Source organism: Polaribacter marinivivus (assembly GCF_042651285.1).
Taxonomy (GTDB): domain Bacteria; phylum Bacteroidota; class Bacteroidia; order Flavobacteriales; family Flavobacteriaceae; genus Polaribacter; species Polaribacter marinivivus.
Genome location: NZ_JBHSCY010000001.1, coordinates 1,366,250 through 1,382,023, shown reverse-complemented (window position 1 = coordinate 1,382,023; position 15,774 = coordinate 1,366,250). Strand labels below are relative to the sequence as shown.

Sequence of the window (15,774 nt, the reverse complement as noted above, 5' to 3'; positions counted from 1 at the left end):
ACTCAAAATTTGAGTGGGAAAATTGCTATGAAAAAGAAATGTGATATTTCTATCACACTTCAAATGTATTACTTTCTTTGTAAATACAAAAAAAATTATTGATTAAAAACGATAAAGTATAGACGAATGAATAAAATGTTACGATAAAACATTCTGAGCCTGCTTTATGTTTTCTATAAATTGATCAAATAAGTATTCTGAATCATGTGGTCCAGGGCTAGCCTCTGGATGATATTGTACAGAAAAAGTATTTTTATCTTTTAATCGAATTCCTGCTACTGTATGATCATTTAAATGTACGTGTGTAATTTCTACATCTTTATTTGCTTCTGTCTCTTCTCTATTGATGGCAAAACCATGATTTTGAGAGGTTATTTCACCTTTACCAGTTAATAAATTTTTAATTGGATGATTTATCCCTCTGTGACCATGATGCATTTTATAAGTAGAAATACCTTGAGATAAAGCAATAACTTGATGACCTAAACAAATACCAAACAAAGGTAAATCTCTTGAGATAACTTCTTTTGCTAATTTTTGTGCATCTTCTAAAGGTTCAGGATCTCCAGGTCCGTTTGAAATAAAGTATCCATCTGGATTAAAAGATGATAATTCTTCAAAACTTGAATTATAAGGAAAAACCTTAATATAAGCTCCTCTCTTAGATAAATTTCTTAAAATGTTCTTTTTTATTCCTATATCTAAAGCTGAAATTTTTATATCAGCATTTTCATCTCCTATGTAGTAAGGTTCTTTAGTAGATACTTTAGACGCTAACTCTAAACCTTCCATACTTGGCACTGCAGCTAGTTGTTTTTTAAGAGTATCAATATTATCTACGTCAGTTGAAATAATAGCATTCATAGCTCCATTATCTCTAATATAAGAAACTAAAGCTCTTGTATCTACATCTGAAATTGCAACTAAATTATGTTTAGTAAACCAATCTTTTAAATTACCATGAGAGTCTACTCTAGAATGTGTAAAACTAAAGTTTCTACAAATTAATCCAGAAATTTTTATTCCTTCAGATTCTACTTCATTATCATTAACTCCGTAATTACCAATATGAGCATTGGTTGTTACCATTAATTGACCAAAATATGAAGGGTCTGTAAATATTTCTTGATATCCAGTCATACCTGTATTAAAACAGATTTCACCAGTAGCTGTACCTTCTATACCTACAGATTTTCCATAGAAAATAGTTCCGTCTGCTAATAATACTAATGCTTTTTTTCTAGTTTGATATTTCATTTTAGGTAATATATTTTATTTTATAGAGCAATACTTTACAAAAGTAAAGATTATGATTTTTAATAAATAATAGAGTTATTAGATTTTATTGACAATAAAAAAGGATAAACAACTAAGTTTATCCTTTTTATATGATTTTGAAATAATTTCATTACTATTCTTCAGATTTCTCTTCAGTTGTAGTTTCTTCAACTTGTGCAGTAGTAGCTTCTTTTTTCTTTCCACCTCTTCTACTTCTTCTAGTTGATTTTTTAGCTTTGTTTCCTTTTGGATCATATAATTCGTTGTAATCAACTAATTCTATCATAGCCATAGGAGCATTATCTCCTTGACGATTTCCTAATTTGATGATTCTTACATAACCTCCAGGTCTATCTGCTACTTTTACAGAAACTTCTCTAAATAATTCTGTTACAGCATATTTATTTCTTAAATAAGAGAATACAATACGTCTGTTATGAGTTGTATCTGACTTAGATTTTGTAATTAATGGCTCTACAAATGTTCTTAAAGCTTTTGCTTTTGCAACAGTAGTGTTAATACGTTTGTGCTCAATTAAAGAACAAGCCATATTTGCTAACATCGCTTTTCTATGCGCTGTTTTTCTTCCTAAATGATTGTGTTTTTTTCCGTGTCTCATTTTTGACGTTTGTTTTTAGTCTTTCATCTTGCATCTAACCTCTTTGGTGAGCAAATTATGAAAAGTTAATCTCTATCTAATTTATATTTTGTTAAATCCATTCCGAAACTTAAACCTTTTACAATAACTAGTTCTTCTAATTCTGTTAAAGATTTTTTACCAAAGTTTCTAAACTTCATTAAATCACTTTTGTTAAAAGAAACTAAATCTCCTAATGTATCTACCTCTGCAGCTTTTAAACAATTTAAAGCTCTAACAGATAAATCCATATCGATTAATCTAGTTTTTAATAATTGACGCATATGTAATGATTCTTCATCATATGTTTCTGTTTGTGCAATTTCATCAGCCTCTAAAGTGATACGCTCATCTGAGAATAACATAAAGTGGTGAATTAATATTTTTGCAGCTTCAGTTAATGCATCTTTTGGATTAATAGAACCATCTGTGTCAATGTCAAAGATTAATTTTTCGTAATCTGTTTTTTGTTCAACACGATAATTTTCTATCGAATATTTTACGTTTTTTATTGGCGTGTAAATAGAATCTGTAAAAATTGTACCAATTGGAGCTGAAGCTTTCTTATTTTCTTCTGCAGGTACAAAACCTCTACCTTTTTCTATTGTAATTTCTGCGTTTAACTTTACAGAACTATCCATATTACAGATAACTAAATCTGGGTTTAAAACTTGAAAACCAGAAATAAATTTCTGTAAATCTCCAGCAGTAAACTGCTCTTGACCAGATACAGAAATTGATACAGTTTCTTTATCAGTTTCGTCTATTTGTTTCTTAAAACGAACTTGTTTTAAGTTTAATATGATTTCTGTAACATCTTCTACAATACCAGATACAGTAGAAAATTCATGCTCAACACCATCTATTCTTAAAGATGTGATTGCAAAACCTTCTAAAGATGATAAAAGTACTCTTCTTAAAGCATTACCAACTGTTAAACCAAAACCTGGTTCTAAAGGTCTGAACTCGAATCTTCCAGAAAAATCTGTAGATTCTATCATTATTACTTTATCTGGTTTCTGAAAATTTAAAATTGCCATTTTGTTCTTCGTTTTAATTGTTATTAAGTTGCGCGGTTTATGAGTTTGAAGAAGTACAAATAAACCCTTTGGCTTAATACCAATATGATTAATTTATTATTTAGAATATAATTCTACTATTAATTGTTCTTTGATGTTTTCTGGAATTTGTAATCTTTCTGGTACCTTTACAAAAGTTCCAGTTTTAGTATCGTTATTCCATGTTAACCATTCATAAACATTATTATTAGATGCTAAAGCATCTTCAATAGCTTGTAATGATTTAGATTTTTCTCTTACAGCAACAACATCTCCTTCTTTTAAACTATAAGATGGTATGTTAACGATCTCTCCATTAACTGTAATATGTCTGTGAGAAACTAATTGACGAGCTCCGCTTCTAGAGTTAGAAACACCCATTCTATAAACTACGTTGTCTAAACGAGACTCACATAATTGTAATAAAATTTCACCTGTAATACCAGATGCAGCTTGAGCTTTCTTAAACAAGTTACTAAATTGACGCTCTAAAATACCATAAGTATATTTTGCTTTTTGCTTTTCAGCTAATTGAGTAGCGTATTCAGATTTTTTTCCACGACGTCTGTTGTTTCCATGTTGTCCTGGAGGATAATTTCTTTTTTCGAAGTTTTTATCTTCGCCAAAAATTGCTTCACCGAATTTACGAGCAATTTTAGTTTTTGGTCCTGTATATCTTGCCATTTTGTTTTTGTTATGATTAGGGATTATGAATTAAGGCTTATCCTTCGAAAATCTTATTCCTAATCGATTAAAATATAATTATACTCTTCTTCTTTTTGGAGGGCGACATCCATTGTGAGGAATTGGAGTAACGTCAATAATTTCTGTTACTTCAATACCAGCATTATGTATAGATCTAATTGCAGATTCTCTACCATTTCCTGGACCTTTAACGTAAACTTTTACTTTACGTAAACCAGCCTCTTTTGCAACATTAGCACAATCTTCTGCTGCTAACTGAGCTGCATATGGAGTATTCTTTTTAGAACCTCTAAAACCCATTTTACCTGCAGATGACCAAGAAACTACGTCACCTTTTTTATTTGTTAAAGAAATAATGATGTTGTTAAAAGAAGCGTTTATATGTGCTTCTCCAATAGCATCTACTATTACTTTACGTTTTTTTGAACTTGCTTTTGCTTTTGCCATAATTCTTAGTGTTTAATTATCCTTATTAGTAAATTGTGTAAAACACGGCACACTAATAGCATAATTAGGTTAATCTCTAACTTATTTTTTCTTGTTAGCTACTGTTTTTCTCTTACCTTTTCTTGTACGAGAATTGTTTTTTGTTCTTTGACCTCTTAAAGGAAGACCTAATCTATGACGAATTCCTCTTTGGCAACCAATGTCCATTAAACGCTTGATGCTTAATTGAACTTCAGAACGTAATTCACCTTCAATAGTAAAATTACCTACTTGTTCTCTAATTGCTGCGATTTGATCATCTGTCCAATCTTGAACTTTAATACTTTCGTCAACTTTTGCTTTAGCTAAAATTTCTTTAGCTCTACTGTTTCCTATACCAAAGATGTAAGTTAAAGCAATAACTCCTCTTTTGTTCTTTGGAATATCAATACCTGCTATTCTTGCCATTACCCTTGTCTTTGTTTAAATCTAGGATTTTGTTTATTTATTACGTATAATCTACCTTTTCTGCGAACAATTTTGCAGTCGGCACTTCTTTTCTTAACTGATGCTCTTACTTTCATCTGTTTATGTTTTTAGTATCTGTATGTAATTCTGGCCTTAGTTAAATCGTAAGGACTCATTTCTAATTTTACTTTATCTCCTGGTAATAATTTAATATAATGCATACGCATTTTACCAGAGATATGTGCTGTAACAATATGTCCGTTTTCTAATTCTACACGAAACATAGCATTAGATAATGCTTCTGTAATTGTTCCATCTTGTTGAATTGCTGATTGCTTAGCCATACTATTTAGATTTTCTTTTTGAATTTCCTGCTTTCATTAAACCATCATAATGACGATTTAAAAGATAAGAGTTAATTTGCTGTAATGTATCTATAGCTACACCAACCATAATGATTAAAGATGTACCACCATAAAACATTGCCCAACTTTGTTGAACTCCAAATTGAACTACTATTGCTGGTAATATAGATAATGCTGCTAAAAATAACGATCCAGGGAACGTAATTCTAGATAATACAGAATCTAATCTATCAGCAGTATCTTTACCTGGTCTAATTCCTGGTATAAAACCACCACTTCTTTTTAAATCTTCAGCCATTTTATTCGTAGGAATAGTAATTGCTGTGTAGAAATAACTAAAAATGATAATTAACAATGCAAAAATTACATTATACCACAAACCATTTATATCTTGTAAACTTGCAATTGCAGGAAAACGTTGAGCTAAAGCTATTGGTACAAACATTATTGCTTGTGCAAAAATGATTGGCATTACGCCTGCTGCATTTAACTTTAATGGTATGTAATCTCTTGAACCTGCAACATTTTGAATATTACCAGCTACTGTTCTTCTTGCATATTGTACAGCTATTTTTCTAACAGCAGTCACTAATAAAACAGTTAATAAAATTACAATGAACCAAACAATAACTTCTATTAAAATCATCATTATACCACCTGCACCTGCATTTGTTGTTTTAGCAACAAATTCTTGTAAAAATGCAGCTGGAAAATTAGCGATAATACCAACAGTAATTAATAATGATATACCATTACCAACTCCTTTATCAGTAATACGCTCACCTAACCACATTGCAAAAATTGTACCTGCAGTTAAAATAATAATAGATGAAACCCAAAAAGTTGCACCACTAACTAAAAAAGCTTCTGGTCCTAAACCAAATTGAGTTTTAATAGCTGTAATATAAGTAGGTGCTTGAACCAATGTAATTCCAATGGTTAACCATCTAGTGATTTGTGTAATTTTTTTACGACCACTTTCTCCATCTTTTTGTAATTTCTGTAAATAAGGAACAGCTATTCCCATTAACTGTACTACAATTGACGCAGAAATGTATGGCATTATACCTAAAGCCATAACAGAGGCTCTAGCAAATGCACCACCAGTAAATGCGTTTAATAAACCTAAAAGACCACCATCAGTACTTTCTTTTAATGCTGCAAGTTGTAATGGATCTACTCCAGGTAATGGAACAGCAGCCATAAAACGATATACCGCAATTAAACCTATTGTTAAAAGAATCTTGTCTTTTAACTCTTCAATACTGAAAATATCTTTTAATCTAGTGATTAAATTCATCATTTACTTAATATTATAAAGTAACAGCTTCTCCTCCAGCTGCTTCAATAGCTGCCTTTGCTGATGCTGTAAATTTATGAACAGTTATATTTAATTTAGCTTTTAACTCTCCTCCTCCTAGTATTTTTACTAAGTCGTTTTTAGATGCTAATCTATTAGCAACTAAAATATCTAAATTAACTGTATCAGTTATTTTTCCACTATCAACTAAAGACTGTAATTTGTCTAAGTTGATGCCTTGATATTCTTTTCTATTGATATTAGTGAAACCAAATTTTGGCACACGTCTTTGTAAAGGCATTTGACCACCTTCAAAACCAATTTTTCTTGAATATCCAGAACGAGATTTAGCCCCTTTATGTCCTCTTGTAGAAGTACCTCCATGACCAGAACCTTCACCACGTGCGATTCTTTTCTCTTTCTTTACAGATCCTTCTGCAGGTGTTAAATTATGTAAACTACTACTCATTTTAAATATCTTATTTTAATTCCTCTACAGAAACTAAATGTGAAACTTTATTTACCATACCAACGATAGAAGGAGTTGCCTCATGTTCTACAGTTTGGTTTAATCTACGTAAACCTAATGCCTCTAAAGTTCTCTTTTGATTCTTTAAACGACCGATTTGACTTTTTACTTGTGTAACTTTTATTTTTGCCATCTCTTTTAGATTTATCCGTTAAATACTTTTTCTAAAGAAATTCCTCTTTGTTTTGCAATTGCAGCAGCACTTCTTAACTGTAATAAAGCGTCAAAAGTTGCTTTTACTGCATTGTGAGGGTTAGAAGATCCTTGAGACTTAGATAATACATCATGTACACCAACAGATTCTAATACTGCACGTACTGCACCACCAGCTATAACCCCTGTACCAGGAGAAGCAGGCTTTATGAATACCTTTGCACCACCAAATTTTCCTTTTTGTTCATGAGGTAACGTACCATCTAAAATTGGAATTCTAACTAAATTTTTCTTTGCGTCTTCTACTGCTTTCGCAATAGCAGAAGAAACATCTTTAGATTTTCCTAATCCATGGCCTACAACACCATTACCATCACCTACAACAACAATTGCAGAGAAACCAAATGCTCTACCACCTTTTGTAACTTTAGTAACACGTTGTACACCTACTAATCTATCTACAAGCTCTAATCCGCTTGGCTTAACTCTTTCTACGTTTTTATAACCTTGCATAATTTCTTAAAATTTTAAACCAGCTTCTCTTGCAGCGTCTGCTAATACTTTAACTCTACCATGGTATAAATAACCATTTCTATCAAAAGCAACAGTTTCAACTCCTACTTTAGTAGCTTTTTCTGCAATTGCTTTTCCTACAGCAGCAGAAGCTTCAGCTTTTGTGCTTGCTTTTATTTCTTTACTTCTAGATGATACTGAAGCTAATGTTACTCCATTAATATCATCTACTAACTGAGCGTAAATTTCTTTATTACTTCTATAAACAGAAAGTCTTGGTTTGTTCGCTGTACCAGAAACAATCTTTCTAATTCTGTTTTTAATTCTTGCTCTTCTTTGTAGCTTTGATAATGCCATAATTCTTATAATTATGCAGATTTACCTGCTTTTCTTCTTAATTGTTCACCTACAAACTTAACTCCTTTTCCTTTATAAGGCTCTGGTCTACGGAAACCACGAATTTTAGCTGCTACTTGACCAACTAATTGTTTATCAAATGAAGTTAATTTTATAATTGGGTTTTTACCTTTTTCTGAAACAGTTTCAACTTTAACTTCAGGAGCTAATTCTAAAACAATATTATGAGAAAAACCTAAAGCTAAATCTAATTTTTGCCCTTGATTTGAAGCTCTATAACCTACACCTACTAATTCTAATTCTTTAGTCCATCCTTTACTAACACCTTCAATCATGTTGTTAACTAAAGATCTCATTAAACCATGTTGAGCTTTGTGATCTTTACTGTCTGATGCTCTTTCACATAAAACAGCATTGTCTTCTACTTTTACAGAAATACCGTTAGAAATTGTTTGAGTTAACTCACCTAATTTACCCTTTACTGTAATTTCGTTATCTTTAATGTTTACATCTACACCTTGTGGAATGCTAACTGGATTGTTTCCTATTCTACTCATTTCTCAAGATTTTAATAAACGTAACATAAAACTTCTCCTCCAACGTTCTCTAAACGAGCTTTCTTGTTTGTCATTACACCTTTTGATGTAGAAACAATAGCAATTCCAAGACCGTTTAATACTCTTGGCATCTCTTTAGAAGCCACGTATTTACGTAAACCTGGTGTACTAATTCGTTGGATTTTTCTAATTACTGACTCTTTTGTGTCTTTGTCATACTTTAAAGCTATCTTGATAGTTCCTTGAACTTTATTATCATTAAATTGATAACTTAAGATATAACCTTGATCGAACAAAATTTTAGTCATTTCCTTCTTCAAGTTTGAAGCTGGAATTTCTACTACTCTGTGTCCTGCAGCAATAGCATTTCTTACTCTTGTAAGAAAATCCGCAATTGGATCTGTATACATATTTATTTAAATTGCGATTACGGTTTTCAAATATCTCTATTTTACTTACAGATTACTCTGTGATAATTGAACCTATAATCAGTTAAAATTCTAATACTCAAAAAAAATAGAGCGTGCAAAGATACACATTCTATTTTTATTTGTATGGTTTATTTTGATTTTTACCAGCTGGCTTTTTTAACACCTGGTATTAATCCTTGATTAGCCATTTCACGAAACGTTACACGAGAAATACCAAATTGTCTCATATATCCTTTTGGACGACCAGTTAATTTACATCTATTGTGCATTCTTACTGGTGATGCATTTTTTGGTAATTTTTGCAATGCTTCATAATCTCCAGCTTCTTTTAAAGCTTTTCTTTTTTCAGCATATTTTGCAACAGTTTTTGCTCTTTTACGTTCGCGAGCTTTCATTGATTCTTTAGCCATTCCTTAATTTTTTTTAAATGGTAAACCTAATTCTCCTAATAATGACTTTGCTTCTTTATCAGTATTTGCAGATGTTACAAAAGTAATATCCATACCGTTAATTTTCTTTACTTGGTCAATATTAATTTCTGGGTAGATGATTTGTTCAGTAATTCCTAAATTGTAATTACCTCTTCCATCAAAACCATTAGCTTTTATACCGTTAAAATCTCTTACACGTGGTAAAGATGCAGTAACTAATCTGTCTAAAAATTCGTACATTTTATCACCTCTTAACGTAACTTTTACACCAATAGGCATTCCTTTACGTAATTTAAATGACGCAACATCTTTCTTAGACATTGTAGAAATTGCTTTTTGACCTGTAATTTTAGTCAATTCTTCTACAGCATAATCTATTAATTTCTTATCTGCAATTGCAGCACCAACTCCTTTAGAAACAACAATCTTTTCTAATTTTGGAACCTGCATTACATTCTTATAACTGAATTCTTCAGTAAGAGCCTTTATAACTCTTTCTTTATATTCTGCTTTTAATCTTGGTACGTAACTCATGATTACTCTTATTTTTTAGTTTTTTTAGAGATTCTAGATTTAGTATCTCCATCAACTTGATAACCTACTCTTACAGCAACACCATCTTCTACTAACATAACGTTAGATATATGTAATGAAGCTTCTTTCTTTACAATACCACCTTGAGGATTTTGAGCGCTAGGTTTAGTGTGCTTAGATACTAAGTTTACACCTTCTACTAAAACTCTATCTTTATCTTTTATGATTTGTAAAACTTTACCTTCTGTTCCTTTGTGATCTCCTGCAATTACTTTTACAGTATCTCCTGATTTTATTTTGAACTTCTTCATTTTATAATGATTTAAAGCACTTCAGGTGCTAATGATACTATTTTCATGAATTGTTTCTCACGAAGTTCACGTGCAACTGGTCCAAACACACGAGTACCTCTCATTTCCTCTGTAGGATTTAAAAGTACACAAGCATTGTCGTCGAATCTGATGTAAGATCCGTCTTTACGTCTAACTTCTTTTTTAGTTCTTACAACAACTGCTCTAGATACTTGACCTTTTTTTACAGTTCCGTTAGGAGTTGCAGATTTAACAGTTACAACAATTTTATCTCCAATTGAGGCGTAACGTTTTTTTGTTCCTCCTAAAACTCTAATTACTAAAACTTCTTTAGCTCCAGTATTATCTGCTACTTTTAATCTTGATTCTGTCTGTAACATATTATTTAGCTCTTTCTAGGATTTCTACTAATCTCCAACGTTTAGATTTACTCATAGGTCTTGTTTCCATGATTCTAACAGTATCTCCTTCGTTGCAATCATTCTGTTCGTCGTGTGCAACATACTTTTTCGTTTTTAAAACGAATTTACCGTACATTGGGTGTTTAACTCTTTTAGTTTCTGAAACAACGATAGATTTCTCCATTTTGTTACTTGAAACTACACCAATTCTCTCTTTTCTAAGATTTCTTTTTTCCATCTTTAAAACTGACTATAGAATTATTGTAATTCTCTTTTTGTTAATTCTGTTGCAATTCTTGCAACAGTTCTTCTTAAGCTTCTCAACTGCAATGGGTTTTCCAATGGAGTTATTGCGTGAGCCATCTTAAGATCAGTATAATTCTTTTGCATCGCTCCCAACTTTTCATTAAGATCAGCTGTAGATAATTCTTTAATTTCTGATTGTTTCATAGTGTATAGAATTATGCTTTGAAATCGAAATCTCTAGCAATTACAAATTTTGTTTTTACTGGTAATTTTTGAGCTGCTAAACGTAAAGCTTCTTTTGCAATATTCATTGGCACACCACCAACTTCAAACAAAATTCTTCCTGGTTTTACAACAGCAACAAAATGATCTGGTGCACCTTTACCTTTACCCATACGTACTTCTAATGGTTTTTTGGTAATAGGTTTATCTGGAAATATTTTAATCCATAACTGACCTTCTCTCTTCATGTAACGAGTAGCTGCAATACGAGCTGCTTCAATTTGACGTGAAGTTAATAAGTTCTGGTCTAAAGATTTAATACCAAACATTCCGTTAGAAAGTTGATTTCCTCTTTGAGAATTACCAGACATATTTCCTTTGCCTTTCTGTACCTTACGGTATTTTACTCTTTTTGGCTGTAACATCTTAAGTCTCTAATTTTATAAATTATTTTCTTCTACGAGGATTACGTTTAGATCTATCTCCTTTTCCACCACCTTGTTTCTTAGATAAACCAACTAATGGAGATAATTCTCTTTTACCATAAACCTCACCTTTCATAATCCATACTTTAATACCAAGTCTACCATAAGTAGTATGAGCTTCTACTAAAGCATAATCTATATCTGCTCTGAAAGTAGATAAAGGAATTCTTCCTTCTTTGAAGTGCTCAGATCTTGCCATTTCAGCACCATTTAAACGTCCAGAAATTTGAACTTTGATACCTTCAGCATTCATTCTCATTGTGGCAGTAATAGCCATTTTGATAGCTCTCTTATAAGAAATTCTATTTTCGATTTGACGTGCTATACTAGTTGCTACTAATCTTGCATCTAATTCAGGACGCTTAATCTCAAAAATATTAATTTGAACTTCTTTACCTGTAATTTTCTTAAGTTCTTCTTTTAACTTATCTACTTCTTGTCCACCTTTACCAATAATAATACCAGGTCTTGATGTTGTTATAGTAACTGTGATAAGTTTTAAAGTACGCTCAATGATTACTCTAGACACACTAGCTTTAGATAATCTAGCATGTATATATTTTCTAATTTTATCGTCTTCAGCAATTTTATCTCCGTAATCATTACCTCCATACCAGTTTGATTCCCATCCTCTGATAATTCCTAAACGATTTCCTATTGGATTTGTTTTTTGTCCCATTTTATACTTTGATTAATTGCTTAAATTTTTACTACCTAACTCTAAAGTAACGTGATTAGAACGCTTACGAATTCTGTGTGCACGACCTTGAGGAGCTGGTCTTAATCTTTTTAACATACCTGCACTATCTACGCAAATTGTTTGAACAAATAAACCAGCATCTTCGATACTTGCATCTTCGTTTTTAGCTTGCCAATTAGCTATAGCAGATAACAATAATTTCTCTAAGTTTCTTGATGCTTCTTTAGGGCTAAATTTTAAGATTTGCAAAGCTTTTTCAACCTCTACACCTCTAATTTGATCAGCAACTAAACGCATTTTTCTTGGTGACGTAGGACAGTTAGTAAGCTTAGCAAATGCTCTTTGCTTTCTAGCTTCCTTTAACTGTTGTGCCATGTTGTGTTTACGACTTCCCATACCTACTATTTTTTACCTTTATTTTTAGCACCAGCATGTCCTCTAAAAGAACGAGTTGGTGAAAATTCTCCTAATTTATGACCTACCATGTTTTCAGTTACATATACTGGAACAAACTGACGTCCATTATGAACTGCAATTGTTTGTCCAACAAAATCAGGTGTAATCATACTAGCTCTAGACCATGTTTTAATTACTGATTTGTTACCAGACTCAACATTAGCCAATACCTTTCTCTCTAACTTATAGTGAACGTAAGGTCCTTTTTTTAATGATCTTGCCATATCTTACTTATTTCTTTCTACGTTCTATAATATATTTATTACTTGCCTTAGTTTTAGATCTAGTCTTAAATCCTTTTGCAGGAATACCATTTCTAGATCTTGGATGACCTCCAGAAGAACGTCCTTCACCACCTCCCATTGGGTGATCAACTGGGTTCATTCTAACTGCATTAGTTCTAGGTCTTCTACCTAACCATCTGCTTCTACCTGCTTTACCAGATACTAATAATTGATGGTCTGAATTAGAAACAACACCTATTGTTGCCATACATGTTAACAAGATTAATCTTGTTTCACCAGAAGGTAACTTAACAGTTGCATACTTATCTTCTCTTGCCATCAACTGAGCAAATGAACCGGCTGAACGAGCCATAACAGCACCTTGTCCAGGTCTTAGCTCTATACAAGAAATTGTAGTACCTAAAGGTATTTCACTTAAAGGCATTGCGTTTCCAATTTCTGGTGCTGAACCAGAACCTGAAACTATTGTTTGCCCAACTTGTAAACCGTTTTGAGCAATTACATATCTTTTTTCTCCATCAGCATAATGAACTAAAGCAATAAATGCTGTACGATTTGGATCGTACTCTATAGTTTTTACTGTAGCAGGAACACCGCTTTTATCTCTTTTAAAATCGATAATACGATATTTTTGTTTATGACCACCTCCAATATTACGAGTTGTCATTCTTCCCTGATTGTTACGACCTCCAGATCTTTTTTGCGGTACAAGTAAACTTTTTTCCGGCTTATCAGTTGTTATGGTGTCGAACCCATTTACAACTCTAAAACGCTGACCTGGTGTTATTGGTTTTAATTTTCTAACTGACATTTCGTCTTTTCTTAAAGATTGTTATAAAAATCAATACTATCTCCTTCTGCTAATTGTACAATAGCTTTTTTGTATCCACTTTTAATACCAGTAACTAAACCTTTTTTAGTATACTTCGTATTTCTTTGTATAGGATAATTAAGCGTTTTTACACTAGAAATAGAAACTCCATAAGCTGATTCTACAGCATCTTTGATTTCTACTTTATTAGCATTTTTATCTACAACAAATGCGTAACGATTGAATAATTCACTATCGTTTGTTGCTTTTTCTGTTATAATCGGTTTTATTAATATACTCATGACCTTATTTGCTTAAGTTTGAGTTAATACCTTCTAAAGAACTTTCTGTAATTACTACTTTATTAGCATTTAAAACACCATAAGTATTAATTTCTGAAGCTTTTACAACTTTAGAGTTTTTTAAGTTACGAGATGATAAATACACATTTGTATTTTCTTCGTTTAAAACAAATAATGATTTTTTTGTATCTAATTCTAAAGCTTTTAAAACATCAACAAAGTTTTTTGTCTTTGGTGCATCAAAATTAAAATCTTCAATAACCACTAAGTTTTTATCATTTGCTTGAATACTTAAAGCAGACTTACGAGCCAAACGCTTTAAGTTCTTATTCAATTTAAATGAATAATTTCTTGGTCTTGGACCAAACATACGTCCTCCACCTCTAAAAACACCAGACTTGATAGAACCTGCTCTAGCAGTACCAGTTCCTTTTTGTTTTTTTATCTTTCTTGTAGAACCAACAATTTCAGCTCTTTCTTTAGATTTATGAGTTCCTTGACGTTGATTTGCCAAGTATTGTTTAACATCTAAATAAATAGCATGATCATTAGGCTCTATACCAAATACATCTTTAGAAAGTTCAACTTTTCTACCTGTATCTTTTCCTGTAATATCTAAAACTGCTACTTTCATTATTTCTGAATAGTTACAAAAGCATTTTTGTGACCAGGTATTGCACCTTTTACAACAAGTAAGTTCTTTTCAGCAACTACTTTTAATACTTTTAAGTTTTGTACTTTCACTTTTTCTCCACCCATTCTTCCTGCCATACGCATTCCTTTGAATACTCTTGCAGGATAAGAAGCAGCACCAATAGAACCAGGAGCTCTTAAACGGTTATGCTGACCATGAGTAGCTTGACCTACACCACCAAAACCGTGACGTTTTACTACACCTTGAAAACCTTTACCTTTAGAAACACCTGACACATCAACAAATTCTCCCTCAGCAAAATGCTCTACTGTGATAGAATCTCCTAATTTGTACTCTTCTTCAAACCCTTGAAATTCAACAACTTTCTTTTTAGCAGTGGTGCCAGCTTTTTTAAAGTGACCGTCTAACGCTTTGTTAGAACTCTTCGCCTTTTTGTCATCGAAACCAAGTTGTAACGCATTGTATCCGTCAACCTCTTCGGTTCTGACTTGGGTAACAACGCAAGGACCTGCTTCAATTACGGTACAAGGGATATTTTTCCCATTCTCGTCAAATAAGCTGGTCATTCCAATTTTTCTTCCTATTAACCCAGACATTTAGTTAAAATTTTAGACGATTAGATCTTATTTATCCAGCGCGTCTATTATTAATTAATTATTTGAAACAATTGTTTCGGTTTTTGTCCATTAAATTTCAATCAAAAAAAACAGCGCAAAAACAAATTCAACGCTGATTCTGTTTTTTCCGTTTTTCCTTCGCGAAACGCTCTGGACATGTAACTATCTCATTAGAAATAGTATCACCCTACTATATTTCGGGCTGCAAAAGTATAAATAACTTTCGGTTTATCAAAATAAACCGAAAGTTATTTATAAAATTATACTTTTATCTCAACTTCAACACCACTAGGTAACTCAAGTTTCATTAAAGCATCGATAGTTTTTGATGATGAACTATAGATGTCTAATAATCTTTTGTAAGCAGCTAATTGAAATTGCTCTCTAGATTTTTTGTTTACGTGCGGAGAACGTAATACTGTAAAAATCTTTTTGTGTGTTGGTAATGGTATAGGACCGTTAACTACAGCTCCAGTACTTTTTACCGTCTTTACTATTTTTTCAGCAGATTTATCTACTAAATTGTAATCGTAAGACTTTAATTTTATTCTAATTTTTTGACTCATCTTTTATAATATTAG

The 15,774-nt window shown here is 31.9% G+C and carries 30 protein-coding genes; all 30 read right to left on the bottom strand.

Going from position 1 to position 15,774, the window contains the following annotated elements:
* Nucleotides 1-138: 138 nt before the first annotated feature.
* The 30 genes from carA to rpsJ all read right to left on the bottom strand — a co-directional run bounded on the left by carA (nucleotide 139) and on the right by rpsJ (nucleotide 15,759).
* Nucleotides 139-1,257: a glutamine-hydrolyzing carbamoyl-phosphate synthase small subunit gene (gene carA / locus ACFOWD_RS06530; protein ID WP_377409076.1), complete on the bottom strand. Its 1,119-nt coding sequence runs from the start codon at nucleotides 1,255-1,257 to the stop codon at nucleotides 139-141.
* A 154-nt stretch (nucleotides 1,258-1,411) separates the two neighbouring features.
* Nucleotides 1,412-1,897 carry a 50S ribosomal protein L17 gene (gene rplQ / locus ACFOWD_RS06525; protein ID WP_298992147.1) on the bottom strand — a complete coding sequence of 162 codons (486 nt, stop codon included), beginning with the start codon at nucleotides 1,895-1,897 and terminating at the stop codon, nucleotides 1,412-1,414.
* A gap of 65 nt (nucleotides 1,898-1,962) precedes the next feature.
* Entirely contained in the window at nucleotides 1,963-2,955 is a 993-nt protein-coding gene (locus ACFOWD_RS06520) for a DNA-directed RNA polymerase subunit alpha (RefSeq protein WP_298992144.1), read from the bottom strand.
* A 96-nt stretch (nucleotides 2,956-3,051) separates the two neighbouring features.
* Nucleotides 3,052-3,657 carry a 30S ribosomal protein S4 gene (gene rpsD, locus ACFOWD_RS06515; protein ID WP_298992141.1) on the bottom strand — a complete coding sequence of 202 codons (606 nt, stop codon included), beginning with the start codon at nucleotides 3,655-3,657 and terminating at the stop codon, nucleotides 3,052-3,054.
* Nucleotides 3,658-3,735: 78 nt separating this feature from the next.
* A complete protein-coding gene (gene rpsK / locus ACFOWD_RS06510; RefSeq protein ID WP_298992138.1) occupies nucleotides 3,736-4,125 on the bottom strand; it encodes a 30S ribosomal protein S11 in 390 nt (129 codons plus the stop codon).
* A gap of 81 nt (nucleotides 4,126-4,206) precedes the next feature.
* Nucleotides 4,207-4,572, bottom strand: a complete 366-nt coding sequence (gene rpsM, locus ACFOWD_RS06505; RefSeq protein ID WP_377409073.1) for a 30S ribosomal protein S13 — start codon at nucleotides 4,570-4,572, stop codon at nucleotides 4,207-4,209.
* On the bottom strand, nucleotides 4,572-4,688 hold the full coding sequence (gene ykgO / locus ACFOWD_RS06500; protein WP_004568720.1) for a type B 50S ribosomal protein L36: 117 nt from the start codon (nucleotides 4,686-4,688) through the stop codon (nucleotides 4,572-4,574). Before ykgO ends, rpsM begins: the two co-directional genes overlap by 1 nt.
* Before the next feature lie 12 nt (nucleotides 4,689-4,700).
* Entirely contained in the window at nucleotides 4,701-4,916 is a 216-nt protein-coding gene (infA, locus tag ACFOWD_RS06495; RefSeq protein ID WP_015482241.1) for a translation initiation factor IF-1, read from the bottom strand.
* Between the two features lies 1 nt (nucleotide 4,917).
* Complete coding sequence (gene secY, locus ACFOWD_RS06490; protein WP_377409617.1) at nucleotides 4,918-6,237, bottom strand: preprotein translocase subunit SecY; 1,320 nt, start codon at nucleotides 6,235-6,237, stop codon at nucleotides 4,918-4,920.
* Nucleotides 6,238-6,250: 13 nt separating this feature from the next.
* Complete coding sequence (rplO, locus tag ACFOWD_RS06485; RefSeq protein WP_298992129.1) at nucleotides 6,251-6,706, bottom strand: 50S ribosomal protein L15; 456 nt, start codon at nucleotides 6,704-6,706, stop codon at nucleotides 6,251-6,253.
* Nucleotides 6,707-6,716: 10 nt separating this feature from the next.
* Complete coding sequence (rpmD, locus tag ACFOWD_RS06480) at nucleotides 6,717-6,899, bottom strand: 50S ribosomal protein L30 (RefSeq protein WP_068363336.1); 183 nt, start codon at nucleotides 6,897-6,899, stop codon at nucleotides 6,717-6,719.
* 11 nt (nucleotides 6,900-6,910) lie between these two features.
* On the bottom strand, nucleotides 6,911-7,435 hold the full coding sequence (gene rpsE, locus ACFOWD_RS06475; RefSeq protein WP_298992568.1) for a 30S ribosomal protein S5: 525 nt from the start codon (nucleotides 7,433-7,435) through the stop codon (nucleotides 6,911-6,913).
* A gap of 3 nt (nucleotides 7,436-7,438) precedes the next feature.
* The gene (gene rplR / locus ACFOWD_RS06470) at nucleotides 7,439-7,789 is read right to left on the bottom strand and encodes a 50S ribosomal protein L18 (RefSeq protein ID WP_298992125.1); all 351 of its coding nucleotides are present in this window, start codon (nucleotides 7,787-7,789) and stop codon (nucleotides 7,439-7,441) included.
* Nucleotides 7,790-7,800: 11 nt separating this feature from the next.
* A complete protein-coding gene (gene rplF, locus ACFOWD_RS06465; RefSeq protein WP_377409068.1) occupies nucleotides 7,801-8,346 on the bottom strand; it encodes a 50S ribosomal protein L6 in 546 nt (181 codons plus the stop codon).
* Between the two features lie 11 nt (nucleotides 8,347-8,357).
* Nucleotides 8,358-8,756: a 30S ribosomal protein S8 gene (gene rpsH / locus ACFOWD_RS06460; RefSeq protein WP_377409066.1), complete on the bottom strand. Its 399-nt coding sequence runs from the start codon at nucleotides 8,754-8,756 to the stop codon at nucleotides 8,358-8,360.
* A 161-nt stretch (nucleotides 8,757-8,917) separates the two neighbouring features.
* Nucleotides 8,918-9,187, bottom strand: coding sequence for a 30S ribosomal protein S14 (gene rpsN / locus ACFOWD_RS06455; RefSeq protein ID WP_068363324.1), 270 nt, complete (start codon nucleotides 9,185-9,187; stop codon nucleotides 8,918-8,920).
* A gap of 3 nt (nucleotides 9,188-9,190) precedes the next feature.
* Nucleotides 9,191-9,742, bottom strand: coding sequence for a 50S ribosomal protein L5 (gene rplE / locus ACFOWD_RS06450; protein ID WP_298992113.1), 552 nt, complete (start codon nucleotides 9,740-9,742; stop codon nucleotides 9,191-9,193).
* Nucleotides 9,743-9,750: 8 nt separating this feature from the next.
* Nucleotides 9,751-10,053, bottom strand: coding sequence for a 50S ribosomal protein L24 (gene rplX, locus ACFOWD_RS06445; protein WP_298992111.1), 303 nt, complete (start codon nucleotides 10,051-10,053; stop codon nucleotides 9,751-9,753).
* Nucleotides 10,054-10,064: 11 nt separating this feature from the next.
* Nucleotides 10,065-10,433, bottom strand: a complete 369-nt coding sequence (gene rplN / locus ACFOWD_RS06440) for a 50S ribosomal protein L14 (RefSeq protein ID WP_088323513.1) — start codon at nucleotides 10,431-10,433, stop codon at nucleotides 10,065-10,067.
* Between the two features lies 1 nt (nucleotide 10,434).
* Nucleotides 10,435-10,692 carry a 30S ribosomal protein S17 gene (rpsQ, locus tag ACFOWD_RS06435; protein ID WP_298947886.1) on the bottom strand — a complete coding sequence of 86 codons (258 nt, stop codon included), beginning with the start codon at nucleotides 10,690-10,692 and terminating at the stop codon, nucleotides 10,435-10,437.
* A gap of 20 nt (nucleotides 10,693-10,712) precedes the next feature.
* Nucleotides 10,713-10,904 (bottom strand): 50S ribosomal protein L29, encoded by a 192-nt coding sequence (gene rpmC / locus ACFOWD_RS06430; RefSeq protein WP_288955409.1) that lies wholly within the window; start codon nucleotides 10,902-10,904, stop codon nucleotides 10,713-10,715.
* Nucleotides 10,905-10,915: 11 nt separating this feature from the next.
* Nucleotides 10,916-11,347, bottom strand: a complete 432-nt coding sequence (gene rplP / locus ACFOWD_RS06425; protein ID WP_288955408.1) for a 50S ribosomal protein L16 — start codon at nucleotides 11,345-11,347, stop codon at nucleotides 10,916-10,918.
* Nucleotides 11,348-11,369: 22 nt separating this feature from the next.
* Nucleotides 11,370-12,086 (bottom strand): 30S ribosomal protein S3, encoded by a 717-nt coding sequence (gene rpsC, locus ACFOWD_RS06420; RefSeq protein ID WP_298992099.1) that lies wholly within the window; start codon nucleotides 12,084-12,086, stop codon nucleotides 11,370-11,372.
* Nucleotides 12,087-12,098: 12 nt separating this feature from the next.
* Nucleotides 12,099-12,503 carry a 50S ribosomal protein L22 gene (gene rplV, locus ACFOWD_RS06415; RefSeq protein ID WP_288955406.1) on the bottom strand — a complete coding sequence of 135 codons (405 nt, stop codon included), beginning with the start codon at nucleotides 12,501-12,503 and terminating at the stop codon, nucleotides 12,099-12,101.
* Between the two features lie 5 nt (nucleotides 12,504-12,508).
* Nucleotides 12,509-12,787: a 30S ribosomal protein S19 gene (gene rpsS / locus ACFOWD_RS06410; RefSeq protein WP_288955405.1), complete on the bottom strand. Its 279-nt coding sequence runs from the start codon at nucleotides 12,785-12,787 to the stop codon at nucleotides 12,509-12,511.
* Between the two features lie 7 nt (nucleotides 12,788-12,794).
* Nucleotides 12,795-13,619, bottom strand: a complete 825-nt coding sequence (gene rplB, locus ACFOWD_RS06405; protein ID WP_288955404.1) for a 50S ribosomal protein L2 — start codon at nucleotides 13,617-13,619, stop codon at nucleotides 12,795-12,797.
* 11 nt (nucleotides 13,620-13,630) lie between these two features.
* On the bottom strand, nucleotides 13,631-13,921 hold the full coding sequence (gene rplW / locus ACFOWD_RS06400; RefSeq protein ID WP_288955403.1) for a 50S ribosomal protein L23: 291 nt from the start codon (nucleotides 13,919-13,921) through the stop codon (nucleotides 13,631-13,633).
* 4 nt (nucleotides 13,922-13,925) lie between these two features.
* Complete coding sequence (rplD, locus tag ACFOWD_RS06395; RefSeq protein WP_288955402.1) at nucleotides 13,926-14,555, bottom strand: 50S ribosomal protein L4; 630 nt, start codon at nucleotides 14,553-14,555, stop codon at nucleotides 13,926-13,928.
* Nucleotides 14,555-15,172, bottom strand: a complete 618-nt coding sequence (gene rplC, locus ACFOWD_RS06390; RefSeq protein ID WP_288955401.1) for a 50S ribosomal protein L3 — start codon at nucleotides 15,170-15,172, stop codon at nucleotides 14,555-14,557. Before rplC ends, rplD begins: the two co-directional genes overlap by 1 nt.
* A 281-nt stretch (nucleotides 15,173-15,453) precedes the next feature.
* Nucleotides 15,454-15,759, bottom strand: coding sequence for a 30S ribosomal protein S10 (gene rpsJ, locus ACFOWD_RS06385; RefSeq protein ID WP_068363283.1), 306 nt, complete (start codon nucleotides 15,757-15,759; stop codon nucleotides 15,454-15,456).
* Nucleotides 15,760-15,774 lie beyond the last annotated feature (15 nt).